Below are 25424 nucleotides of genomic sequence, written 5' to 3'. Positions count from 1 at the left end.
ACTTTTTCAACAGAATCGGCCAATAGAAGACATTCCTATCTCTCGTTTGGCCCCGACAGGGATACACATTCAGGGCAATTCTTTCCGCACCCGAGGAATTAAAAGTGGTACGCCCCGGAAATGATCACGGCGTAGGGATGCTCGGTTTCGCCCACCACGCGTCCGCGCACGGCGGAAGGTCCGGTATCCACGGGCGATTTGCCGAAGTCCACCAGGTGGAGGTTGAACTCGATGGCCTTGCCATTGCCGTGATCGACCTGCACCCCGGCGCCCACACCCCACATGCGATCCAACGGCATGGCCAGCGTCCGCTTGCTGTCGTCGACCGGTGCCTGGACGTAGAAGGTGTCGAGCGTATAGCGAAGTCCGCCGTTGGCGGGGAAGCCGTAACCCAGGGTGCCGGCCCAGAAGTTGTTGAAACCGCTGTCCTCCACGTCGATCGTTTCGCCGTCCATCGAGATCGAGTTGGCGCCGAAGCGGGAGAACTCGACCCAGGCGATATCCGCGACGATGAAGGCGCCTGAATCCAGTTCGTGGTAAACGCCGCCGATGATGCGTTGTGGCATGACCTGTTCGACTTCGATCTCGTCGCTCAGGATGCCCCGTTCGAGCAAACCGCCAATCACCGGTCCGGTATTGCGGAACTTGAGGTCGCCATCGATATCGGTCTTGGACTCGCTTGTGTAGACCAGGCCGAAGCGGGTCTTCTCGGTCATTTCCCACAGCAGCGAGAGGCTGAAGTTGGTGCCGACGCCGTCGAGGTCGGCCTCGAGCTTCCCATCGGCCGCGCCCGGCACGAGCGTGTTGATGGCGACTTCCGACTGTGAAGAGATGTAGTTGATGCCCACCGACGCACCGATCGACCACTGCTCGTTGATTCGCCACGACAGTGCCGGCGTCACGGCGACGTAGACCAGCGAGTAGCTGTCGGTGTAGTAGCGGCCGGCCCAGTCGGAGCCGTACTCCGAGCCGAAGCCGGAAGGAATGGTGAGTGAGATCCCGGCATGCAGGGAGTCGTTGATCGGCCTGACGTAGTAGGCCTGGGGCACCATGACGGGGTTGAGATCGTTGTCGGGGTCGCCGCCGCTGGTGGTGGTCTGCCCGTCGTCCACTTCGAACGTGCCGAAGCCGGTCGCCTGCATCAGGCTGATCGTCGCGGTGGGCTTATCCAGCCGGGACATGCCGGCCGGGTTGTCGCTGGCGGTTTCCGCGCTGTCGGCACTGGCTGCGATACCGGCAAAACCCGCAGAGCCGGCCAGTACCGGTGATGTGCCCAGGCACGCCAAGACGCCGGATAACACCCGTAGCGATGTCACTCGCATGGAACCCCCTTTGATCACGAAGCAATCGGCAGGCACCGATGTACCCGCTCAGGTTCTCAATAAATGTCGATGCTCATTAGGAGAAATGCCGAACCAGCGCTGGTGTGCGCGGCAGAAGGACGATGTCCGCCGGTAACCGAGTTCCTGGGCAATCTGTCCAATCGTCAAATCTGACTGTCCTAGCAGTTGTTCGGCTTGGTGCCGGCGGATCTCATCGACGCGCGCTTCGAAATCGATACCGTCATTGGCCAGGCGCCGCTGCAATGCCCTGGGGTGCAGGTCGAGGAGCTGGGCAATCTGCTCCAAATTGCAGCGTTGCTTGGGTAACAACGCATAGATATGACGCTCTACCTCGAAGCCCAACTTCTCATTTGTGTCCGAATGGGCTTCCAGGTAGAACTTCACGATGGAGTGCAGCATCGGGTCGTGCCGAACGCAGGGCCGCTGCATGTCCTTCAGGCTAATCGCGAGCGCGTTCTGATCCTGGCCGAACAGTACCTGACAACCAAAGTAACGCTGGTACTCCGCGAGATCCGCCTGAGGTTGGTGGCGCAGCAGTACGGTCGATGGTCGGAATGAGTCGCCTAGCAGCTCGGCCATCAACAGCTTGCCGTGCAGCAGCGACTTTTCGACTATCTGAGGAATCTCTAGGATGCACGGCAAAGCATTGTCGAAGCACAACAAGGTACAGCCGGGGCGACGTTCCAGATGAAATAGGATCGAAGGGCTGTACACGCACATGTAGCGTACAACGGCTGCTAATCCCTCGCCGGCGGTCGGTGCTGTCTGCCCTAGGTGTTGGAGTGGACCGAGCAGCGTCGACTTCTGACGGGTAGCCAGTTCCATGCCGAGGTAGGGCATTTCTAGAGCGTGCGCGCTGCCTTCAAAAATTTGCACAAGACTTCTGTAGGAAAACTTCTTCTCATAATCGCCTACGACGTCCATGCCGATACGATGCGGAGCGAGATGTTCCCGAAGAGATGCACCGTGTTCGGAAAGCAGTTCGCCAAACTGCAGAAACGCGGTACCGCGAATAGTGTCCATGATCCGTACCTTCTTGCTTGAGGCATCCAGCGCGAGGCGCGGTTACAGCCAGGTCGCCGCTTAGGCGCCAAACGGTAGGTAGACGGGCTAGTGGAAGAGCTCAGTGCTCGGCCCCACTTGCCGGCTCTCGGCAAAAAAAGGCAAGCCATCGGCCAATGGCTTGCCTCGATGCCTAGAAGCATCAGTTGGAGCATCAGGGAGTGACGATGTTGAACCAGAAGTCGAAGTTGTCGAGGTACGACACCAGTTCCTCCAGCTTGCCTTCGCTACCCGTCACCTTGATGTCCCCCTTGGCAATCGCGTCCTTCAGGGTGGTTTCCTGCAGCACGATCCTGTTCAGGGTGTCGCGGGTCAGGGTCACGGTGGCGTCGGCGTCCTTGGCTTGCATGTCTGCGGTGTGGTTGAGCACACCGTTGACCATTTCCAGGGCGTACTTCTGCTTGAGGTCGGTGAAGTCGAAGTTCAAGGTGATCTTCTTGTCTTCGGCTTTCGGCCCGTCCAGACGCATGGCCAGATAGTCGAAGAACAGGTCCAGGTCCATCGCCCGCACGGTATCCGGGCTGGCAGTGTTGGGGGTGGGCAGCTTGGCCACGCCGTTGCGCAGTTCCTGGGCGCCGGTGAGGTAGAAGTTGCGCCACGGGCCGCTCTCGGCCTGGTAGCCCAGCTGCTCCAGCGCATCCGCCTGCAGGTCCTTCGCCGCCTGATTGTTGGGATTGGCGAACACCACGTGGTTCACCACCTCGGCCACCCAGCGGTAGTCACCCTTGTCGTAGTAGGCCTGGGCTTTCTTCAGCACTTCCGTTTCGCCGCCCATCATGTCCACGTAACGTTTGGCCTGTTCCTCCGGTGGCCATTCGTTCAGCGTGGCCGGATTGCCAATGTACCAGCCGAGATGCAGCACATAGGTGGCCTTGACGTTGTGATTTAGCGAGCCGTAGTAGCCGCGGTTGGAGAACTTGCTGGCGATTGCCTTCGGCAGTTTCACCTGCTCGCCGATCTCCGTCATCGTGTAACCCTTGTTCGCCAGGCGCAGAGTCTCGTCGTTGATGTAGCGGTACATGTCGCGCTGCGAAGACAGCTGCTCACGCACTTCCTTGTTTCCCCAGATCGGCCAGTGGTGCTGGGCGTACATGACTTGGACGTCATCACCCCAAAGCTTCAACGACTCGTTGAGGTACTTCGACCAGGGCAGCGGCTCGCGGATCTTGGCGCCGCGCAGCGAATAGGTGTTGTGCAAGGTATGGGTGGAGTCCTCGGCCGCGTTCAGGGCCTTCTTCTCCTTGATGTAGATGAGCATCTCGGCCGGCGCCTCACTGCCAGGGGCGTAGAGGAACTCGTAGGTCAGGCCGTCGATCACGTGGGTCTCGCCGGTCTTCTGGATGATGTCGGTGGGCGGGATCAGCGTCACGGTGCCGGTCGAGGTGGTGGTGCCCAGGCCTGCGCCCAGTTGGCCTTGCGGGTTCGGCGGCAGCAGGTTGCCATACATGTAACTGGCGCGCCGGCTCATGGCCGTACCAGCCATCACGTTTTCGGCGACCGCGTGCTCCAGGAAGCCCAGCGGTGCGTAGATCTTCACCTTGCCTGACTTCACGTCCTTCTCGTCGACCACGCCGCGCACACCGCCGTAGTGATCAATATGGCTATGAGTGTAAATCACCGATTCCACGGGTTTCTTCGGCCGGTGTTGGTAGTACAGATCCAACGCCGCCTTGGCTGTTTCGGTAGAGATCAGCGGATCGATGATGGTGATGCCGTTCTTGCCTTCGACGATGGTTACGTTCGACAGGTCGTAGTTGCGCACCTGGTAGATGCCGTCGGTGACTTCGAACAGGCCGGAGATGTTGATCAGCTGGGATTGCCGCCAGAGGCTGGGGTTGGTGGTGTCCGGCGCCGCCTCACCTTCCTTGATGAAGGCGTACTTGGCCGGGTCCCAGATCATGTTGCCCTGTGCGCCCTTGATCGGCTCGGCAGGCAGCGGGGCGATGAAGCCCTTGTGGGCCAGCTCGAAGGAGGTCTTGTCGTTGAACGGCAGTTCTTTGAGCAGGGCGGCGTTGGCCGCCTTGGTGGCCTCGGTTGCGGCCTTGGGCGTATCGGCGGCCCAGGCTTGGCTGGTGGCCGAGATGGCCGCCGCCAGCAGGAACGAGGTGCTAAAGCTCCAGAGGCGGGTGGCCGCCTGGCTGGCAGGTTGGGACGCGGAACGAGTGTGCGCTTTCATTTCAAACTCCTTCTTGCCTGATGCGCCGTACCTTTCGAGGCAACTGCCAGCGATGTTTTCGTATCGATTCCTGATGTATGGGACCAGGCGACACCCCGCCTATCGGGAGCCTGTCGCCAAGCCGTGACTATTGCCGTTTTAAACCCTGGAACGACGTGACCATGTCCCGTGCCCAGCCATCGAGCACCGCCTTGGTGTCGCTCGCCGTCATGACCTGGGAGGAATTGTCCAGCTCGGCACCGGCGCCCTTGCGTACCACCTGGGCCACCACCTCGTTGCTGCCGCCATCGAGGAAGGCCGCCTCGGTGGCGATGCTGGTGTCCTGGTCACGAATGCCGGTGGCGGCGCTCACGCCGGCCGCCACTAGGGCGATCGGGATCACCTCGTAGGGTTGTAGCCCCTTGGTCGAGGCGCTGACCCCGGTGATCGCTGGACGTACCACCAGCACACCGGGGCCGGGGCCGTCGGCCAGCGGCAGCGCCTTGGCGAACTGGGTCTGCAGCACCTGGTCGTAATAGGTCGTGATGCCTTGCAGGGTGCTCGCGGGAATCTTCTCGGTGGGTTTGGGTTGTGGGTAGAACTGGCTCGGCTCGACATAGACACTGGTGAACTGGCCAACGTCCACCCCGGGCTTAATCCAGCGCGCCACCGGTGCGCCGGAAGGGGATTTCTCTTCCTGGAGGGCTTTGTAGTCCTTGAGGAACCCTGAGTACTCCTCGGGTTCCACGTACTTGCTGGCACAACCCGCCATCCCCAGCGTGGCGAGGCACAGCACTACCGCTAACGGCTTCAATGTCATGGTGTAGCTCCTGGTGGTCGATCCTGCAGTGTGGGTCGTTGTCCGTTGTCGCACGCGCGGCACTCCGGGTCAGAAACGCCAGGTCGCGCCGCCGCCGATGATGTGCAGGGCGGCGTTGTCGTAGCTGCCGGAGAGGGTGGTGCCGGAACGCCGCTTGGTCTGGTCCACGTCCATGTCGCCCAGCCAGACCAGGGTGTAGGCCAGGTGCAGGTCGAGCCCCTCCTCCACCTGGTAATTGACCCCAGTGGCGAAGCGCCAGGCCTCGCCCATGGGGTTGTCGACGGTGCGGTCCTCGTCGTCCACGGCGGAGCTGTCGTAGCCCACGCCCATGCTCCAGCGCAGCTGCCGGGTGGCCTGGTACTGCGCGCCGACGGAGGCGTGCCAGGTGTCCTTGTACTGGCGGTCCACCGTGCGGTCGACATTGCCGGCGTCGGCGTCGACTTCCACGCCGATATCGCCGAACTCGCTCCAATCCTGCCAGCCGAGGCTGCCGAGCAGCGTCCACTGCGTATCGAGCTGGTGGGCCACACTGAGCAGCACGGTCTGCGGGATGTTCATGTCCAGTTCCAAAGAATCCACATCCAGCCGGCGCAGGGCGGCATTGATGATGGGGTTACTGACCTTGCGCACGTTGGGGCTGTCCTCGAACTCCAGCTTCACCTTGCTGGTGTAGGCGAGGCCGACCTTCGTGCGCTCGTCGAGCTTGTAGAGCAGGCCGAGGTTGACCCCGGTGCCGACGTCGGTGTCCTTGTACTCCAGCTGCCCATCCGGGTTGTCGCGCAGGCCGAGCAGGTTGTTGTTGATGGCCACCTCGGTGCGGTAGTAGCCGTAGACGATGCGCGGGCCGACGCCCACCGAGAGCTGATCGGTGAACTGGTGCGCGACGGTCGGCTGGAAGGACACGCCGATCACCGCCGCCTCCTGGCTGAAGTAGCGGCCGGCCCAGTCGTCGTCGTAATCCAGCGCCAAGCCGAAGTTGCCATACGTGCCGAAGCCGATGGCCGAATCCTCGCCCACCTGGTGGCTGACGAACAGGCTGGCGCCGGGCAGCCACTCTAGGGAGTTGCCGCCTTCGTTGCCGTCGAACTGATTGTTGGCGTCGCGGGAGAAACGCAGGTGGCCGAGGATCAACTGGCCATTGGCGCTGATCTGGGTGCCCTTCAGCTCGGCGATGCCGGCCGGGTTGCTCATCAGTACGCTGGGGTCGGTGGCCAGCGCGGCGGAACCCGCGTTGGCCAGGCCGGCGCTTTCCTGGCCGGCCTCATAGATAAGGATGCCGCCGGCGTGCGCCTGGTTACCGAGGAGGCCAAGACCGGATGCGAGTGCCGCAGCACAGACGTGACGCGAAGTGCGAGTGCCAAAGTTCATCATGAAGCATCCCCTGCCAGACAAGACGAGCACGGCACTTCCGATACATGGTCGCCCACTTGGGTCTACGTGCAGTTTGTGGGTAGCAACTGCAGTGCGGCGGTGCGGCCATCCCTGCCATGACAAGCAGTAGCCTAGTCAGATGAAACCGATGCGCAAATCGTGGGCTGGAAAATGGACGCACAGTTCTCATTTCGCGACACCGCTTGGTGCGACAAGAACATGCGCTCTGAATGCGACTATTCGTGCCAGAGACCAGATAGTTCCGGCGTTTTCGGCTCACTAGTACTCATCTGCCGATCATTGCATGTCGTGAAATGGGAATAGGCCAGCGGGTGCTGGCGACAATCAGTTGATTTGCCTGTACCTCACCGGCGAGAGGCAGACATCTCGAATTCTGGGAATGAACTTACTCTGGTAGCGAAATGAAGAAGACCTTCGGAGAGTCAGGAATTCTCCCCATTTTTGTAGCCGTTTCTAATGACTGCTCCTGGCCCAGGCCGTGTAAAAATGCAGCGGGTGATGGATAGCTGGAGATTGGATTGTTTTAGCGGCGCCCAGAGGCCCTATGGGCGCCTGCGTGTCCATCCAAGTCATTCAACTGATTCGGGCAAGTGCTGCTTCCGCGATGCCTTGCGACGATCTCAGCGGGCCGCTAATGGGGTTCAAGCCTTCATCGCCGCCATCAGCGCACTATTGCCCAGCAGGTTCAGCACACGTTTGAAGTTGTAGGCGAGCACATGCAGGCTCATTTCCGTGCTCACCCGGTCGAGCGTCTTGGTGAGGAAATGAGTGGCGCCCATCCAGGCCTTCAATGTGCCGAACGGGTGCTCTACCGTCTGGCGGCGGATGCGCATCATCTCCGGTGCCTGATCCAGGCGGGACTGCATCGCGTCGAGCACCGCCTCATGTTCCCAGCGGCTCACCCGCCGCTGTGCGCTCGGTGTGCACTGCTCTTTCAACGCACAACCTTGGCAATGCGAACTCCAGTAACGGTGCAGCTTCAGGCCTTTCTCAACCGTCGCATAACGCCAGATCAGGCGTTCTCCGGCTGGGCAGCGGTACTCGTTGTGGGCCGCGTCGTAGATGAAATCATCGCGACCAAAGCGACCCGCTGCGGCGGCGGCCGAGGTCTTGGCCTTGGGTACAAAGGCGGTGATGCCAGCCTCGTGGCAGGCGAGGATTTCCTCGCTCTTGAAGTAGCCCCGATCGGCGACCACCGAGAGTGACTCCACGCCCATCGCGTCCCGCGCTTGCTGGGCCATGGCACTCAATTGATCCCGGTCGACGCCGTCGTTCGTGACTTCGTGCGTCACGATCAGATGGTGTTTGGTGTCGACAGCGGCCTGGACGTTGTAACCAACCAGGCCGGTGCCGCGCGTCATCATCGAGCGTGCGTCGGGATCGGCCAGGGAGATCTGTTTGTCCGGCGCGGCCTCAAGCCGGCCCTCGAGATCCCGAAGTTCCTGCATCTTGGTTTTCAGGGCGGCGATCTTGCTGTGCAGGCGTTCGGCCTTGGCCTGTGCCGCCGCCGGCTCCTGGCGGTCAGCAGTGTCGAGCGCAGTCAGGTAGCGGCTGATGCTGGACTCGATCTCCTCCATCCGCCGTTGCAGCTTGGCACTGGTGAAGTTGCGGTCGCGATTGTTGACCGCCTTGAACTTGCTGCCGTCGATGGCCACCAGCGCCTCGGCGAACAGACCGAGTTGCTGGCACAGCACCACGAACTGCCGGCAGACACCGCGAATGGCTTTGCCGTTGTCCTTGCGGAAGTTGGCGATAGTCTTGAAGTCCGGCATCAGGCGTCCGGTCAGCCACATCAGCTCGACATTGCGTTGGGCCTCGCGCTCGAGGCGACGGCTGGACTGGATGCGGTTGAGGTAGCCGTAGATGTAGATCTTCAGCAGGACGGCAGGATGGTAGGCAGGCCGACCGGTTGCTGCGGGGACGACCCTGTCAAAACCGAGTCGGCCGAGGTCGAGTTCATCGACAAATACATCGACCACCCGCACCGGATTGGTGTCTGCGATGTAGTCATCCAGGCTCTCGGGCAACAGCGTGCTTTGGCCTCGACACTCGCCCTGGATGAAACGCTTCATGGATTGCCCCCGCCGTGAAACCCGCCGGCAGCATAGCAAGGGCGCGAGCCAAGTTTTTACACGGTCTGGGCCGTTAGCGGCCGCTTCGTGACACTCGACTGCTTCAACCTTGCACACGACGAACCGCTCCCCCACTACTCGACCAGGAATTGAGCAGGCACTCGACCAACTGCTCGCCCATGGCCTCGACCGGGATCTCGACCACCAGCTCAATCAAGTCGACCTACCCGGCATAATGGCGTGGCCGGCGGGCCGCTATTTCCTGTCCGTTTCGCTCGCAAGTCATTGATTCTCCGTGCGCAATGCGAGCACGAAGTTTTTCAGAAACGGAACCTGGAGCAGTTCGCCGGCAATTGTCGGCATTCGGGCGAGAGGCGCGCCGGCTGGAAAGGACCGCCCCCAAGCGTCGTACCGCCCAAACCAACATTTCCGTGCATGGACCCAACACACCCCCTACCGCTCATCCCCATCTGCCCCCAAAACCACGCCCCACCCACGCTCCGCCCGGTCCGCCTCATCCAGCACCTGCACCCCACACTTCAACTGAAGCCCCCGAAAACACCGGTTTTTTGCAAACGACGGTATTGTCCGACATTCGAAAACCAGCCGACAGCCGAAAGCCGCGCCAGCCCTGGTACGCGGCGCCCAATCAACAATCTGGAAATTGAACCTACAGGCGGAAACGCCCGGCCAGGTGCAAACCCGCCGCCCTGGCATTGCCAACGCCCTGCCAGAGTTCCAGCGCCTCCCGCTTCAGCCTGGACAAGTCCGTCTGCACATAGGTGGACGTCAGTCCCGGCATCGCGTGATTCAGCAGCAGCTCGGCCACCAGGTAGTCCACCCCCAGCTGCGCCCACCCCGCGCGTGCCATCTTGCGCAGGTCATGGCTAGTGAATGCCCCGCCGCTCAGCTCACGGACGATCCCCTGTGCCGCCTGCTCCGACAGCGGTTTCCCTTGCCCTCCGGGGAACAGGAAGACACTCGGCTTCCGCACCTGGGTTGCCTGGTAGCGGTGTAGCAGCTCGACCAGCTCCGGTGTCAACGGCACCTCCAGCTGGGTGCGTGTCTTGGTGTGTTCAGAGGGAATCACCCACCACCCGGCGTCGAGATCGAACTCTGCCCAGCGCGCTTGCCGCGTCTCCCCGATCCGCGAGCCGGTACACAGCATCAGCAGCGGCAACATGCAATCGCGTGGCTTATCCGAGAACAGCTCCGCCAGCCGCTCCACCACCGCTCCGGCGTCCTTGGGCAACAGCCGCGCCGGCTTGGGCTTGATCGGTCCGACGCCGAACTCCGGGAACTTCACCCCCTCCAGCGGATTGCGCGGCAGGCGCCGCAATTTCTGCGCCGCATGGATGGCCGCCACCAGCACCCGGTACACCTTCGCCACGGTGGCCGGCGCCAGTACACCCTGAATCGGCTGGATCAACACCCGGTGCACCAGCGCCCGGTCCAGGTCTTCCACCCACACCCCACCCAGGTACGGCAGAAGCCATTTCAGAATCACCGTCCGACAACTCGCCTTACGTGCCTTCGACAGCGCGGACTTGCCCAACTGGCAGTCCAGGTACCAGCGCAGCAGGTCGTTCACCGTAACCAGTTGCCCGAAGCGGCCTGCAGGCTGAGCGCCGGCTGCCCGACTCGCCAGCACCCCTGGCAACGCCGCCTGCATCGCGCTGCAGGACCAGCGCGGCCAGTCCGCCGCCTTCTTCCACTTGCCGTCCTGCAGGACGTCCCAGGCGGCCAACCGTCGACTGTCACGAAAACGCAGCCGCAGCTCGGGATACAGCTCATCGCGCAGCACGCGCACATCTTCGTCTTTCGCCGCCCGCTTGATCGCCGCGTCACTGAAGTTCACATACTCAGTTGTCATTGCTCACCTCTAAGGGAGATGCATCTAGGCGCCAGCCCGACCCAACCCGGTGCCTCCCATCCAGCCACATCCGAATCAACGCGGAAGGCCTCGCGCCTCCATCACCTTCGCCAAGCACAAGGCCAAATGCCAGCCCTCGACCAATGACCGCAGGCGCCGGTCTAACTCCTGCTCCAGAGCGCCAACCTGCTCGCAGGTAGCGCCCAGGTCGGCGTACTGACGCAGGCATTCCGCCCGCCATTCAGCGCCGCGTAGATCGGGGCACAGTCTCACCGCGACTGCACGCAGGTCGTCCAGGTCGAAAAACTCCCGCAGTACTTCCAGTACCCTCGCATTGGCCTGCACCTTGCCCAGCACGCCGCCGCCCTGCCCAGGAAACATATGGTCGACCGGATCAGGACAAACCCGTCGATACCGTTCCAGCAGCACCAGGAAAGGCGCAGTCAGCGGCAAGGTTTGACCCTGGACCCTCCAGATGCAGGAAGGCAGATCAAACTCGGACCAGCGCGAGCCCAGCAAGACCGGCACCGGCTGGCCGTATCCAAACGCGAGGAGACCCAACATCGACGCGGCAGGATCACCGTCGAACCCGTCCAGCAGATCGCCCACCACCGTGCAGGCCCATTCGTGCAGCTCATGCATACAACCTCCGGGGCGTCATCTATCACACCGATCAAGCTAAAGCCGCTCGCTCGCGAAACCGCGAAACACAGGAGGCCGTAGGCCTCCCCGGCGCTCCGCGCCGGAACCGTGGTCCAGCCCACCACCGAGGTGCACCCCAGGCCAGTTGCCCACCGGCTTCGCCCGTGGACAACCTGGCAACCGGCTGTCGCGCTTCGCGCTCACGCGCCGGTCACAAGAGCCCGAAGCGAGATTTTCAATCGTCCTGGCCGATCAAGAGCAAGAGCGAAGCGATTGCATTGAACCCCCTGGGGGGTTTGGGGGGATTCTGCTCTCCTCTCTTCTTCTCTCCTCTTCTCTACTCTGGGTGTTGCCTGACGTTTCATCGCGTTGCTTGGCGTTTCCCGGCGTTGCATCCACACTGCCTTCCTCCCTCCGCCTTTCCCGATAGTTCCTGACGCGCTCGGTGCTGTTGTCATCTTCGCGCTCTCGCTTACGCTGGCGTTTCTCCCACGCTGCAATGCGACCACCTGTAACCAGACCGCGCTCTTCCATGGCGGTCAGAATCCTCGCGGTGCGCGTTTCGGCGGCAGGAAAGTTGAAGAGGCAATCCAGGGCCTCGCAATCGATGTCACCGAATGAGCCCCGATCCGAGGAGGTGCTGGCCGATTCCAACAGATATGCCCAGACCGCCAGCACGTCAGGGAGTGAGGTTCCGGAGCGGCGAGCTACTAGCTGGAACTTGGGGTCAGTGACGCTACCGTGGTGCCACCGGAACCAATCAATCCCTCCTGCCATTGATCAGCCCTCCAACCAGCAGCGCCGGCCCTGACCGTGGAAGATGAAAGTAGAGTGCGGATGCGCCGACGTAATAAGCAGGTCACCGTCGTCGAGCCACAGGATGAAGCCCGTGGGATGGCCCTGCTTGTCTCCCGGTGCAGAGAAGCGGTTGATCCTCCCGCCTGGGTCCTGGCCGCCATCGACAGGCCCGCGCTGGTCACGTAGTTCGTTTTTGGTACTCACCGAGATTGCCTCCGAGACTTTGTCGAAGGCCGGCGAAGGTGCGACGATGACCACGCCGAACACTGAGGCCAACCAGTGTCAGGCACAGCCGGACGCGCCTACGTCCGGCTTTTTTATGCATTGGAGGTTTCGCCACGACTCTTTTCGATTTGCTCCTTCACCCAAGCATTAACCTCATGTTCAAGCCAACCAACAGCACCACCAACACCAAGCTGAACCTGCTGCGGGAAAGTCCTGTTTAGGGCGTACTTGTAGATGGAGGAACGGGCCAGCCCGGTGCGCTTAATGACCTCTTCGATACGCATGACGCGCAGATAGTCAGTCATTGGCCTGCTCCAATACACGACACCCTTTGAGACGACGCGGGCGGGGGATGGTGACCGGGTGGCGGGAGTCAATGCGCGCCTGGAGCCAAGCTTCCACCTCATACTCAAGCCAAGCCACAGAAACACTGTCGCCGAGCCTGATAGGCTTCGGGAAAGTGCCCTTTTTAACGGCCTGATAGATGAAGCTGGATTGCAGCCCGACGCGGGCTATTACATCGCGTAGACGCAGCAAAGAAACGGGGTGGCCTTTGGGGTGGGGGGTGTCCATGTTCGCTCCTCGCGAATCAATGGCGCCAAAGTCATTTAGCGCCGTGGACACCGATACTATTGCGCGACTTCTTGCCCGTGTTGCACGTCATTTTGGTCAAGGTATTTACGTGCAAATGTTCCAAGCTTTTTCAGAAGCGCGTCAATGTCATCCATCTCCGTCCCAAGCTCTTCGAGAAGTGCACGACGCTCCTCCACAAGCTTGCGACACCCCTCCGGATCAGCCCCAGGCTCATCCATAAGCGCGAGGAGCTCGTCTATACACGCGAGATACGTATGACTGAGCGCGCGGCCATCACGAACCATTCGAAGGTAATTTTTTCCGACTTCATCTAGGCGGGTGGCCTCGTTCCTCAGTGTCCCGCCGCCATTCGAGTGACCGACCATGGATTTCCATGGCTCCACGCCCGCCAAACGCGCGCACGCCTGTTTCTTTGTAAGCCCCTTCGTCTCAAGCTCTTCAATACTCACCACCAATATGGCGCGAGCGAGTGTGTGCCAAACCTGAGGCCTGCCAGGACCAGGGCCAAACTCAATTTGGAAGCCGGGCAAGTCGAGCACCAGGCACGAACCCAGCCCCCACCAATCTCCAGCTTCAACACCGTGCGCTTCAAAAAGCAGGACCAGCCGTCGCTCTTGCTCAGCCTGGATTTCCCGAGCCTGCGCCGCGAACTCCTCGGGACCAGCCAACAGCCCAAGCGGTTTCGGCCTGATAGGTCCTGCCAAGTCGCCCGTGTATTGGCGGGGCTTGTACTTGCTGCTCATGCTTCGGCCCGCCCAAACGCGCCGTGAATGACATTCGCCACGGGCGGAGTGGTGGCAAAGTCGGCCCAGACCTGCATCAGATCGCGGCGCTTCTCCAGCAGGTTACTGCGGCTGTAGGCGGCTTCGGTCTGGTCGCGCTCATCATGCGCCAGCGCCAGCTCGGAGACCTCGCGCGGATAGTGGGTGCATTCGCTGGCCCAGGTGCGGAAGGTGGCCCGGAAGCCGTGAGTGGTGATGTCGGGCTGCTCCAGGGTACGCAGCAACTGAAGGAACGCGATTCGTCCCATCACACCGGACTTTCCAGTACCAGGAAACAGGTAGGGGCTGCCGACCATGCGCGGGATGGTGCGCAGCAATTCCACGACCTGCTTCGACAACGGGATGGCGAACGCCTGCCGGGTCTTCATGCGCTCGGGTAGCAGGTTCCAGGTGGCAGCTTCCAGGTCGAACTCATCCCAGGTCGCCAAACGCACCATGCCCGCCCGCGCGGCGGTCAGGATCACCAGTTGCAGCGCCTGTGTATCGCGGCCAGTGGTAGCGGCGAGCTTGCCCATGAATGCGGGCAGATCGCGCCAGGGCATCGACGGATGATTGGTCTTCTGCGCGGCCCGCTTCTTGTCGGCACGGCTCAGCAGGCTGTCCAGATGGCCGCGCCAGCGGGCCGGATTCTCGCCAGATCGAAGGCCAAGCGCCTTGGCGGAATCCAAGACGCTTTCAATCTGGCCCCGGACCTCATTGGCCGTGCGCGGCTTTGCGTTCCAAATCGGCCTGAGCGCGCGAATGACCAACTCAGTGTCGATACTGGCGGGCGACAGCTCACCCAGGACCGGAAAGACATAGCGCTCCATCTTCGACAGCCAGCCGGCGCGCCAGGCCTTGGTTACATGGTCGAAATGCGCCCGGTGGTAATCCTCCGCCAGTGACTTGAAGGTGACGGCCTTGGCTTTTTCAGCCTTCCGCTGCTCCTTCTGGCGCTGCTGCTCTGCCTTGCGCTCGTCCAGCGGGTCACGGCCCTGCATGATGAGCGAGCGTGCCTCAGTGGCCGCCAGCCGTGCGGCCTTGAGCGCAACGGTCGGATACGGGCCCAGCCCCATATCCCGGCGCTTGCCACCGAGTTGATAGCGCAGCAGCCATGATTTGCTACCCGCATTGCTCACGACGAGGTACAGCCCGTCACCGTCCAGATACCGGCCCGGCTCGCTCAAGTGCTCAACCTGTTTGGGGTTCAATCCGCTCATGCTACTTCCTCAATGCTCAAGCCTAACCCCACACTCAACCCCACACTTTTTTGTGGGATGCGGTAGATACGGGCGGGACTCTGGAGACACGATAATAGCGGAAAACCCCAGTACTCAATAGGTATAGCGAAGTGGCATGGACAACCACGGAAATAAAAAAGCCCGGCCAAGTGCCGGGCTTTTTCATTCTGGGTATCAGGTCAGGGGCAAAAATGGGCTTCATCCGTAGGGTGGACCACGCTTTACCGGTCCACCGCTGGGGCATTGGCCGGGCACCGCTGGTGGATGAAAAGAGCGTCATCCACCCTACGAAAAGCGTTGAGCCACGTGTCGGGGAAAGGTGAACCTGTGGGAGCGAATTCATTCGCGAAAGGCTCCGCCGTCTGGTCATCGACCCGACCAAAATCGCTGGCGAAAATCCCGATCCGGCGCTTTCATGCTTGCGTGCATTTTTCAACTTGTCGGGAGCCTCTCCAATGCCACGCGTCCTCCTGCTCGAATGCAGCCCCAACGACCTGGCCTCACCCGGTGGGCAACTGGCCCGGGAAATGGCTCGGCGTATCCACCCCAAGGCCGAGGTGATCGTCCGCAACCTGGTGCGTGAACCACTGCCGCCACTGTGTGCGGGTTATGCGGAGGCGGTGGTGGGCAAGTCGGATTGCTCGGACGAACATTTCGCCCTGTCCGAGCAACTGATCGGCGAGCTGGAGCGCAGCCACTACCTGATCATTTCCACGCCCATGCACAACTACATGGTGCCGGCGGCGCTGAAGCTCTGGCTGGACTACGTGGTGCGCATCCGCCGCACCTTTGAGATCCACAACGGCCAGCGTGACGGCCTGCTGGAGGATCGGCCGACCTTCGTGGTGCTGAGTTCAGGCGGCCATTACCTGGGCGCCAAGGCCAAGCAGATGGATTTCCTCTCCCCCTACCTGCGCCATGTGCTCGGCATCATCGGCCTGCACCATGTGGAGTACCTCCACCTGCAGGGGCTGGCCGACGGCGAGGAGGCAGTGGCAGCGGCCCTGCAACAAGCGCGGGAGCGCCTGTCCTTCAACCCGGTATTCGCCCCCGAGCCCTTCCCCGACGTGCAGCTATAGGCTCGATGCCGTAGTCCACCCTACGACCGTAGGTTGGTACAGAGCGAAGCGAAGCCCAACAAGGCGGTGCTTGCACCGCCCTCGTTTCAGCTCGCGATCACCCCATAACCCCGCGCCATCAGCACCGCGAGCAGCGGCAGCAGCAGAGCGAGCAGCAACTCCAGACGGATCACCATGATCACCGCCTTGGCCTTGCCGGGGCTGACCTCGGGTACGCGGCCGGCCTTCAGCGCATTGCGCCAGTTGAGGAAGACGAAGGTCGGGAAGCCGGAGAGCAGGGCGATCAGCACGAACAGCCCCATCTTCGCGTGGAACATCGAGTTGTGCAGGTAGTAATCCAGGCCCTTGCCGTACCAGAACACCCGCGCCAGGCCGGTGACGATCACCGCGCCAGCGGCCAGGCCGTAGATCAGATCGATGCGCACCAGGCTGCGGGCGCGCTCCAGGTCGAGCGGCAGCTTGAACAGGCGGTGCTCCAGAACGAGCAGGGCGAACAGCACAAAGATCGAGAGGAAATGCAGATAGGCGGCGACGGCTTGTCCCATGGAAACTCCTTCAGGTCATCAGGTTTTCGTTGTCGTTATCGTGCGACGAACCAGGCGTCGCGGCGTTGCAGGTGCCACGCCAGGTAGCCCAGGCTGAGCCCGCGCACTGCCATGAAGGCGAGGAACGCCAGCCAGAGGCCGTGATTGCCGAGAAACTGTAGTCCCCAACCCAGCGGCAGGCTAAGGATGACGGCGACCAGCATGGCGTCGCGCATCTCGCGGGCCCGCGTGGCGCCGATGAACAGGCCGTCCAGCAAGTAGCTCCAGACGGCGACCAGAGGCAGCAGCGCGAGGTAGGGCAGGTAGGTGTGGGCCACCTCGCGGACCGTCGCGATATCGCTCTGCATGTCGATGAACAGCCCGCCGGCTACAGCGAAGAACAGCGCGAAACCCAGGCTCGCCAACAGCGACCAGCCCCCGGCCACCAGCAGCGAGCGGTGCAGGGTCAGGCGGTCACGGGCGCCGATGGCGTGGCCGCACAGGGCTTCCACGGCATGGGCCAGGCCATCCAGGGCGTAGGCGGTCACCAGCAGGCCATTGAGCAGCAGGGCGTTGGCCGCCACGGTGGCGTCGCCCATCCGGGCGCCCTGCACCGTCAGCAGGAAAAACACCAGTTGCAGCGCCAGGGAGCGGATGAAAATGTCGCGGTTCACCGCCAGCAGCGGTCGCCAGTTGCGCCACAGCTGAAGGGCCGGCCAGTCGATGTGTCCGGGATAGCGCCGTAGCGCGCTGCGGGTGAGCGTCAGGCCGATCAGCGCGCCGCTCCATTCGGCGATCACCGCCGCCCGCGCCGCGCCAACCACGCCCCAGTCCAGTCCGAGGACGAACCACAGCGCCAGGGCGATATTGGCCAGGTTGGTGCCCAGCAGGATGGCCAGTGGCGCGCGAGCGTTCTGGGTGCCGAGGAACCAACCGACCAGGGCGTAGTTGGCCAGGGCCGCCGGCAATCCGAGCAGGCGCAGGTGGAAGAACTCGCGGGTCAGCGAATCCAGTTCGGCCGAGGGGTTCATCAGCTTCAGGGCCAGGTCGCTGAAGGGCACCGCCAGCAGGCCCAGCAGCAGTGCCAATCCCAGCGCCAATCCAAGCCCCTGCAACAGCACCTGACGCAGGGCGCCGCCATCCGCGCGGCCTGCGGCCTGGGCGGCGAAACCGGTGGTGCCCATGCGCAGGAAGCCCAGCACGCCGAGCAGCAGCATGTACAGCGTGCTGCCCACCGCCACGGCGCCCAACTGGTGAGCGTGGGGCAGATGGCCCACCACGGTGCTGTCCACCAGGGCGACCATGGGTACGGAAATGTTCGAGAGGATCATCGGGGCGGCCAGCGCCCAGACCTTCCGGTGGGTCGGTTTATGCCGCCAGGCGTCGAGGAACAGGCTCATGCAGGGCTCCAGTCAGGCCGCGCAGTATAGCGGCGCGACGTTTCGTGAGGCGCATCGCTCCTGCCGTCATCCAGCTGCCACCGGAGCGCCCGGCTGGTCTATAGTTCGCCGCCTATACGCACTCCCCATCGAGAGCCTGCCATGCCGAAGAAAGGACTACTTCTGGCCGTGGTGCTGAGCCTGCTCAGCGCCTGCGATTCCTCCACCCCCGAGCAGGCGGCGAGCAAGTCGCCACCCGCCGCTACCCAGGACGCGGCGCGCCCAGCCGTCGATACCGCCGCTCTGGCCAAACGCTACGCAGGCCGCGAGCTGCGGGTGATCGACGTATCCGAAGTGCAGCTCGACGGCGCCAGTGCGCTGTCGGTGACCTTCTCGGTGCCGCTCGACCCGGAGCAGACGTTCGCCGAGCGCCTGCACCTGGTGGACAGCAAGGACGGCAAGGTGGATGGCGCCTGGGAACTCTCCGACAACCTGATGGAGCTGCGCCTGCGCCACCTGGAACCCAAGCGCAAGCTGGTGCTGACCATCGACCCCGGCCTGCGCGCGGTGAACGACGCGCGTCTCGCCGAAGAGCATGTCACCCGCCTGGAAACCCGCGACTTGCAGGCCACCGTCGGCTTCGCCAGCCGGGGTTCGTTGCTGCCCACCCGCCTCGCCGAAGGCCTGCCGGTGATCGCGCTGAACGTCGACAAGGTGGATGTGGACTTCTTCCGCGTGAAGACCGAATCCCTGCCGGGCTTCCTCGCCCGCTGGGGCAAGCGCGGCGCGCTGGACGTCTGGGAAGCGCGCGAGCTGCTGAAGATGGCGGACCTCGTCTACACCGGCCGCTTCGATCTCAAGCCCGCCCGCAATACCCGCGAGACCCTGCTGTTGCCCATCGCCGGACTCGAGCCGATGAAGCAACCGGGCGTCTACCTGGCGGTGATGAAAGAGTCCGGCAGCTACGCCTATTCCAATCCGGCGACGCTCTTCACCCTGAGTGATATTGGCCTTTCCGCGCACCGCTACAGCGACCGCCTGGATGTCTTCACCCAGGCCCTGGAAGGCGGCGCCGCTCAGGCCGGTATCGCCCTGGAACTGCTGGATGGCGAAGGCCGCGTGCTGGCCGAAGGCAAGACCGACGGCAAAGGTCACGCCGAAATTCCCCTGGCGCCCAAGGCCGAAGTGCTGATCGCCCGCAAGGACGAACAGACCAGCCTGCTGCGCCTGTCCGCGCCGGCGCTGGACCTGGCCGAGTTCGACATTGCCGGCCCAGCCAGTCATGCCCTGCAGTTCTTCGTCTTCGGTCCGCGCGATCTCTACCGTCCGGGCGAGACCGTGCTGCTCAATGCCCTGCTGCGGGATGCCGATGGCCGCGCGGTGAAGGATCAGCCCGTTACCGTCGAAGTACGTCGCCCCGATGAACAGGTCAGCCGCCGCTTCGTCTGGGCAGCTGGGGAGGGTGGTTTCTACCAGTACCAGCTGCCGCTTGCCGCCGAGGCCCCCACCGGGCGCTGGCAACTGCTGTTCGACCTGGGCGATGGCAAGCCGCAGCTCTATGAATTCCTCGTGGAAGACTTCCTGCCCGAGCGCATGGCGCTGGAACTCAAGGGCAGCGACCAGCCCTTCGCGCCAGCCGACAACGCTCGCTTCCAGGTCAGCGGCCGCTACCTCTATGGCGCGCCGGCTTCCGGCAACCGCCTGACCGGCCAGCTCTACGTGCGTCCGCTGCGCGAAGCGGTGAAGGTGCTGCCCGGCTACCAGTTTGGTTCGGTGATGGAGGGCGAACTGAGCCAGGACATCGAACTCGACGAAACCCAGCTGGATGCCGACGGCAAGACCGAGCTGAATATCGACACCCGCTGGGCCGAGGCCAAGTCGCCCGTGCAGCTCATCCTCCAGGCCAGCCTGCAAGAGTCCGGCGGCCGTCCGATCACCCGTCGTCTGGTACAGCCGGTGTGGCCGGCCGAGCGCCTGCCGGGCCTGCGCGCCCTGTTCGACGGTGAAGAAACCGACGCCGACAGCGTGGCCGAGTTCGAACTGCTGGTGGCCGACCCCGAAGGCAACAAGCTGGCTGCCGACAACCTCAAGGTGCGCCTGGTGCGCGAGCGCCGCGACTACTACTGGAACTACTCCGAGAGCGACGGCTGGACCTACCACTACAACGAGAAGTACCTGAACCTCACCGAAGAGCAGGTGCAGGTCGCCGCCGGTGGCACCGCGAAGGTCAGCTTCCCGGTGGAGTGGGGCCCCTACCGTGTGGAAGTGGAAGACCCGGCCACCGGTATCACCAGCAGCCTGCGCTTCTGGGCCGGCTACCGCTGGCAGGACAACGCCGAAGGCGGCGCGGTACGTCCGGATCAGGTGAAGCTGGCGCTGGACAAGCCGGGCTATGCCGCTGGCGACACCGCGAAAGTCACCGTCACCCCGCCCAGCGCGGGCAGCGGCTACCTGCTGGTGGAATCCGCCGAGGGCCCGCTCTGGTGGCAACCCATCGAGGTGCCGGCCGAAGGCAAGAGCTTCGATATACCCGTCGCCAAGGACTGGGCGCGCCATGACCTCTACGTCAGCGCCCTGGTAATCCGCCCCGGCGAGCGCAAGGCCAGCGTCACGCCCAAGCGCGCCGTGGGCCTGCTGCACCTGCCGCTGGATCGCGCGCCGCGCAAGCTGGCGCTGACTCTCAGTGCGCCGGAGAAGATGCGGCCCAAGCAACCGCTGAAAGTCCAGGTAGGGGCGAAGAATGCCGATGGCAGCGTGCCGAAATCAGTGAACGTGCTGGTGGCCGCCGTGGACGTGGGCATCCTCAACATCACCCGCTATGCCACGCCCGATCCCTTCGCCAGCCTGTTCGGCCGCAAGGGCTACGGCGCCGACCAGCTCGACGTCTATGGCCAACTGATCGAAGCCGGCCAGGGCCGCCTGGCCACCATGGCCTTCGGTGGCGACGCCGCGCTCGCCGGTGGCGGCAAGCGTCCGCAGACCAGCGTCACCATCGTTGCCCTGCAAAGTGCGCCGGTGGTCCTGGATGAGCAGGGCCAGGGCGAAGTCAGCGTCGACATTCCCGACTTCAACGGTGAGCTGCGCCTGATGGCCCAGGCCTGGACCGACGAGCGCTACGGCATGGCCGAAGCAAAAACGGTGGTGGCCGCGCCCCTGGTGGCGGAACTGGCCGCGCCGCGCTTCCTTGCCGGTGGCGACCAGACCACGCTGGCCCTGGACCTCACCAACCTGTCCGGCAAGCCCCAGCGCCTGGACGTGCTACTTGAAAGCAGCGGTCAACTGGACCTCGCCCAGAGCGCCGGTGGCCAGACCGCACCCATCCAGCTCAAGGATGGCCAGCGCACCACCCTGCGCATCCCCGTGCGCGCTGTAGGTGGCTACGGCCAAGGCCAGTTCAAGGTGACGGTGAACGGCCTGGAATTGCCGGGCGAGAACCTGCCGCCGTTCAGCCGCGAATGGACCCTGGGTGTGCGTCCGGCTTATCCGGCGCAGCTCAAACAATTCCGCGCGGTGCTCAAGGGTGATAGCTGGAGCCTGCCGGCTGGCACCCTGGATGCTTACGAGCCGGACGGCCGCGAGGCCCTGCTGCAACTGTCCAGTCGCCCGCCGCTGAACCTCGGCGAGCAGATTCGCGCGCTCAAGGCCTATCCCTATGGTTGCGCCGAGCAGACTACCAGCGGCCTGTACCCGTCGCTCTATGCCGACGCCGCCTCCCTCAAGCGCCTCGGCCTGGAAGGTGAGCCGGACGAGGCGCGCCGCAAGTCCATCGAACTCGGCATCGAACGCCTGCTGGGCATGCAGCGCTACAACGGCAGCTTCGGCCTGTGGAGTGCCGACAGCGAAGAGGAATACTGGCTGACCGCCTATGTCACCGACTTCCTCCTGCGCGCCCGCGATCAAGGCTTCGCCGTGCCGCCGGAAGCCCTGAAAAAGGCCAGCGAGCGCTTGCTGCGTTACCTGCAGGAGCGCAGCCTGATCGAGGTCAGCTACAGCCAGAACGCCGACCACACCCGCTTTGCCGTGCAGGCCTACGCCGGCTACGTCCTGGCGCGCAGCCAGCAGGCGCCGCTGGGCGCGCTGCGCAGTCTATGGGAACGCCGTGCCGACGCTCGTTCCGGCCTGCCGCTGGTGCAGTTGGCGGTGGCCTTCAAGCTGATGGGCGACGCACCGCGCGCCGACCAGGCCCTGGAGTTGGGCCTGCGCTTCCAGCGTGACAGCCGCGACTGGTTGGCCGACTACGGCAGTCCGCTGCGCGACCAGGCGCTGATCCTCGCCTTGCTGGAGGAGAACGACCTGGCTGCCGGTGCCCGCGAGCAACGTCTGTTCGACCTGGCCGATCTGGTGGCCGGCGAGCGCTGGCTCTCCACCCAGGAACGCAACGCGCTGTACCTGGCCGGTCGCGGCCTGCTGGGCAAGCCCGAGCCGAACTGGAGCGCGCAGCTCAGTGCGGGCGGCCAGCAGCGCGAGCTCAACAATCAGCAGCCGGGGCTCAAGCTGGAGGGTGACCTGTTGGCCGAGCCGTTGAGCATCACCTCCGCAGGCACCGAGCCGCTGTACCAGCAACTCACGCTCTCCGGCTATCCGCTGGCCGCTCCAACTGCCAGCGGCGAGAACCTCTCCATCCATCGTGAGTTCCTCGGCGCGAATGGCGAGCGCCTCGACCTCAACGCCCTGGACAGCGGCGAGCTGGTGCTGGTGCACCTGACCATCGAAGCGAAGGAGCGCGTGCCTGATGCCCTGGTGGTCGACTTGCTACCCGCCGGCCTGGAGCTGGAAAACCAGAACCTCGCCCAGAGTGCCGCCAGCCTCGACGACGCCAGCAGCGCGGTGAAGGAATGGCAGAAGTCCATGCAGAATGCGGCCATCAAGCACCAGGAATTCCGCGACGACCGCTACGTGGCGGCGCTGGATGTCGGCGAGTACGGCACCACCCACCTGCTGTACCTGGCCCGTGCCGTCACTCCCGGCAAATACCGCGTGCCGCCGCCCACGGTGGAGTCCATGTACCGGCCGAACTGGCAGGCCCTGGGGGACGCGCCAGAGCAGTTGGTGGTGAGAGGCAAGTAAGGACCGAGCCGGAGCCCCCTCTCCCGTTCGGGGAGAGGGGGTACAGCGTCAGCTCGGAATGATGTGGTCGCCGCCCCCGAAGGTCGCCGTTACCTGTTGAACGCCAGTGATGGTGACCAGCTCGACGAAATTCGCCCCTCCAGTGCTGCCGTTGACATCCACCTGTACGGAGATGTCTGTACCAACCTGCACCGCTTTGACGTAGTTGCCCATGGCCTCCGGCAGTGAACTGGTGCCGAGCAGTCCCGAGAAGTCGAGCCTGTCTCCCTGGGCTGCGCTGTAGTCGAGGATGCGGTCTTCACCCTCGCTGAGGTTGTTGAACCGGAATAGGTCCGCGCCGTTGCCGCCGGTCAGCTGGTCTGCACCTAGGCCGCCGGTGAGCACGTCAGCACCGTCACCCCCATTGAGGGTGTCGTTGCCAGCCCCACCACGGAGTTCATCACTGTTGATGCTGCCGAACAGGAAGTCGTCGAAGGCCGAGCCGATCACGCCTTCCATGTTCAGGTAGATGTCGGTGCCCAGGCCCACGCCGGAGAGGTTCACGGACGTGTCACTGGCGCTCTGCGTCAGCGTGAAATTGAGCGCACCGGTCGCGTCGGACAGGTCGAGCAGGTCGGCGCCTGCTCCGCCATTCAGCCTGTCGTTGCCAGCGGCGCCGCGAAGGACGTCGTTGCCGTTGCTGCCGGTGAGGGTGTCGCCGAAGGCCGAGCCGATCACGCCTTCCATGTTCAGGTAAGTGTCCTGGCCCAGGCCCATGCTGGTGAGGTTCACCCCTGTGCTGACGTTGCTCTGAGTCAGCGTGAAAGTGAGCGCACTGGTCGCATCGGACAGGTCGAGCATGTCGACCCCTGCACCGCCGTTCAGCGAATCGTTGTCTGCACCACCGCGGAGGCGGTCATCGCCCAGTCCGCCGATAAGGGTGTCCGCACCGCTTCCACCGACGAAGGTGCCACCGGCAATGCTGGTTCCAGTGAGCGAGTCGTTTCCGGCCTTGCCATCGATGAAGGATGCCTGATAACCGCTGGATGGCAGGGTGACCGTTTCATCCTGGTTGCCCGGACTGATGGCCACGCCGGTCAGGGTCACGGTTCCCGTGGCGGTCTTGTCGACGTTGTCGAACAGCGTGTAGGTGAAGCTGCCGAAGTCAGTCTTGTTATTGGCCGTATCGAACTCGATCAGGCTGTTATTGCTGCCGGCGACGAAGCCCAGGCTGGTTACGTTGGCCGTCAGTCCCGCACCGTTGAGTGCCGTGATGCTCAAGTACTGACCGTCGATATCGAAATCGTTGCCCAGCAGGGCGGCAGCGGAGATGACCACGTGGGTGCCGCCTGACACGATCACCGTGTCGTTGGTCGCCACAGGGGCAAGGTTATTCGAGTTCACCGTGATGCCCAGGTTGTCGACGTCGCTGGCGGCACCATCGCTGGTGGTCATGGTCAGGGTGTCGTTGCCGCTGAAATTAGCGGCAGACAGGTAGCCGATATTGGCGGCCAGCGTCGTGTTGATCTGGGCGAGCGTTCCGCTGAGAGTGAGCATCGCGGTGTTAAGTCCCCCAATGGAGGCCCCGCCCGAAATGGACTGCGCGGAGAGCGTGCCGTGGGCGACCTGCAGCGTCACGGTCAGGTTGCCCGAGCCTGCGTCCACATCGGCGACGCTCAGGCCACTGATGCTCTTGGGTGTTCCGGCCGGAGTAGTCTGGGCGCCGGGCAGGGTGTTGACCGGTGCATCGTTGACCGGGGTGATATCCAGGCTGGCGCTGCCGGATGCGCTGAGCGAGCCGTCGCTGACCGTGTAGCTGAAGCTGACGGAGCTGTCGTCGTTGGGTGTCGGGGAGTAGTTCCAAGTGCCGTTGCCATTGCTGACCAGAGTGCCGCCACCCGAGGTGATCTGCAGGTTGCTGGCAGTCAGACCGGTGCTGTCGACATCCTGCGCGCCTGCCAGCAATTGGAGCTGGGTGATCAGGCGGGTACCGCTGTCCTCGGCGATGGCGGCGAGGGTTACCGGAGTGGTGGTGGGTGCGTCGTTGGTGCCCTTGATGGTCGCCGTGACGCTGGTTTCGGTGCCGTCGGCGCTGAACACCTGGAAGGTGTCGGTGAGGCTGTCGTCGACATTCAGTTCGTCGAAGGCCGAGTTGGCGACGTAGGTCCAGGCGCCATTGGCGTCGATGCTGAACTTGCCGTAATCGCCGGCGACATTGGTCTGCGCCTCGAAGGTCTCCGGGCTGTCGACGTCGCTGATGCTCAGGGTGCCGTCGGTACTCAGCGGGAGATTGGATTCATCCAGTTCGACGCTGGCGGAACTCAGCACCGCGGCATCGTTGGTGCCGGCGATGGTCACCGTGACACTGGTTTCAGTGCCGTCGGCGCTGAACACCTGGAAGGTGTCGGTGAGGCTGTC

18 protein-coding genes are annotated in these 25424 nt (G+C 63.4%); 2 read left to right on the top strand and 16 right to left on the bottom strand.

Annotation, left to right across the window (positions count from 1 at the left end; genetic code table 11):
* Positions 1-98 precede the first annotated feature (98 nt).
* The 13 genes from DM872_RS27350 to DM872_RS27290 form a co-directional block, all read right to left on the bottom strand.
* On the bottom strand, positions 99-1322 hold the full coding sequence (locus tag DM872_RS27350; RefSeq protein ID WP_179062345.1) for an OmpP1/FadL family transporter: 1224 nt from the start codon (positions 1320-1322) through the stop codon (positions 99-101).
* A gap of 48 nt (positions 1323-1370) precedes the next feature.
* Positions 1371-2366, bottom strand: a complete 996-nt coding sequence (locus DM872_RS27345) for an AraC family transcriptional regulator (RefSeq protein ID WP_179062344.1) — start codon at positions 2364-2366, stop codon at positions 1371-1373.
* 193 nt (positions 2367-2559) lie between these two features.
* On the bottom strand, positions 2560-4581 hold the full coding sequence (locus DM872_RS27340) for an alkyl/aryl-sulfatase (protein ID WP_179062343.1): 2022 nt from the start codon (positions 4579-4581) through the stop codon (positions 2560-2562).
* A 127-nt stretch (positions 4582-4708) separates the two neighbouring features.
* Positions 4709-5380 carry a DUF3313 domain-containing protein gene (locus DM872_RS27335; RefSeq protein WP_179062342.1) on the bottom strand — a complete coding sequence of 224 codons (672 nt, stop codon included), beginning with the start codon at positions 5378-5380 and terminating at the stop codon, positions 4709-4711.
* 69 nt (positions 5381-5449) lie between these two features.
* Positions 5450-6751: an OmpP1/FadL family transporter gene (locus tag DM872_RS27330; protein ID WP_179062341.1), complete on the bottom strand. Its 1302-nt coding sequence runs from the start codon at positions 6749-6751 to the stop codon at positions 5450-5452.
* 662 nt (positions 6752-7413) lie between these two features.
* Positions 7414-8844, bottom strand: a complete 1431-nt coding sequence (locus DM872_RS27325; RefSeq protein WP_179062340.1) for an IS1182 family transposase — start codon at positions 8842-8844, stop codon at positions 7414-7416.
* A gap of 670 nt (positions 8845-9514) precedes the next feature.
* On the bottom strand, positions 9515-10717 hold the full coding sequence (locus DM872_RS27320) for a tyrosine-type recombinase/integrase (protein ID WP_179062339.1): 1203 nt from the start codon (positions 10715-10717) through the stop codon (positions 9515-9517).
* Between the two features lie 75 nt (positions 10718-10792).
* Positions 10793-11359 carry a hypothetical protein gene (locus tag DM872_RS27315; protein ID WP_179062338.1) on the bottom strand — a complete coding sequence of 189 codons (567 nt, stop codon included), beginning with the start codon at positions 11357-11359 and terminating at the stop codon, positions 10793-10795.
* A 780-nt stretch (positions 11360-12139) separates the two neighbouring features.
* Positions 12140-12361 carry a hypothetical protein gene (locus DM872_RS27310; RefSeq protein ID WP_179062337.1) on the bottom strand — a complete coding sequence of 74 codons (222 nt, stop codon included), beginning with the start codon at positions 12359-12361 and terminating at the stop codon, positions 12140-12142.
* 113 nt (positions 12362-12474) lie between these two features.
* Complete coding sequence (locus DM872_RS27305) at positions 12475-12687, bottom strand: helix-turn-helix transcriptional regulator (protein ID WP_179062336.1); 213 nt, start codon at positions 12685-12687, stop codon at positions 12475-12477.
* Positions 12680-12955 carry a helix-turn-helix transcriptional regulator gene (locus tag DM872_RS27300; protein WP_179062335.1) on the bottom strand — a complete coding sequence of 92 codons (276 nt, stop codon included), beginning with the start codon at positions 12953-12955 and terminating at the stop codon, positions 12680-12682. The genes DM872_RS27305 and DM872_RS27300 overlap by 8 nt, the downstream gene beginning before the upstream one ends.
* Positions 12956-13011: 56 nt before the next feature.
* A complete protein-coding gene (locus tag DM872_RS27295) occupies positions 13012-13719 on the bottom strand; it encodes a hypothetical protein (protein WP_179062334.1) in 708 nt (235 codons plus the stop codon).
* Positions 13716-14957 carry a tyrosine-type recombinase/integrase gene (locus tag DM872_RS27290; protein ID WP_179062333.1) on the bottom strand — a complete coding sequence of 414 codons (1242 nt, stop codon included), beginning with the start codon at positions 14955-14957 and terminating at the stop codon, positions 13716-13718. The genes DM872_RS27295 and DM872_RS27290 overlap by 4 nt, the downstream gene beginning before the upstream one ends.
* 476 nt (positions 14958-15433) lie before the next feature.
* On the opposite strand from DM872_RS27290, the gene DM872_RS27285 reads away from it, so the two are divergent.
* Positions 15434-16057, top strand: a complete 624-nt coding sequence (locus DM872_RS27285) for an FMN-dependent NADH-azoreductase (RefSeq protein ID WP_077523664.1) — start codon at positions 15434-15436, stop codon at positions 16055-16057.
* An 86-nt stretch (positions 16058-16143) separates the two neighbouring features.
* Here DM872_RS27285 and DM872_RS27280 read toward each other — a convergent pair whose 3' ends face one another.
* A complete protein-coding gene (locus DM872_RS27280; protein ID WP_179062332.1) occupies positions 16144-16602 on the bottom strand; it encodes a DUF2214 family protein in 459 nt (152 codons plus the stop codon).
* Between the two features lie 35 nt (positions 16603-16637).
* On the bottom strand, positions 16638-17981 hold the full coding sequence (locus DM872_RS27275) for an MATE family efflux transporter (RefSeq protein WP_179062331.1): 1344 nt from the start codon (positions 17979-17981) through the stop codon (positions 16638-16640).
* A 141-nt stretch (positions 17982-18122) separates the two neighbouring features.
* Here DM872_RS27275 and DM872_RS27270 point away from each other — a divergent pair, with 141 nt between their 5' ends.
* Entirely contained in the window at positions 18123-23027 is a 4905-nt protein-coding gene (locus tag DM872_RS27270) for an alpha-2-macroglobulin family protein (RefSeq protein WP_179062330.1), read from the top strand.
* Positions 23028-23075: 48 nt separating this feature from the next.
* On the opposite strand, the gene DM872_RS30765 is transcribed toward DM872_RS27270, so the two are convergent.
* The coding region (locus DM872_RS30765; RefSeq protein WP_179062329.1) for a cadherin-like domain-containing protein at positions 23076-25424 on the bottom strand (2349 nt) is incomplete at its 5' end.

Source organism: Pseudomonas taiwanensis (assembly GCF_013393345.1).
Classification (GTDB): domain Bacteria; phylum Pseudomonadota; class Gammaproteobacteria; order Pseudomonadales; family Pseudomonadaceae; genus Metapseudomonas; species Metapseudomonas resinovorans_C.
This window is presented reverse-complemented; position numbering and strand designations above follow the sequence as displayed.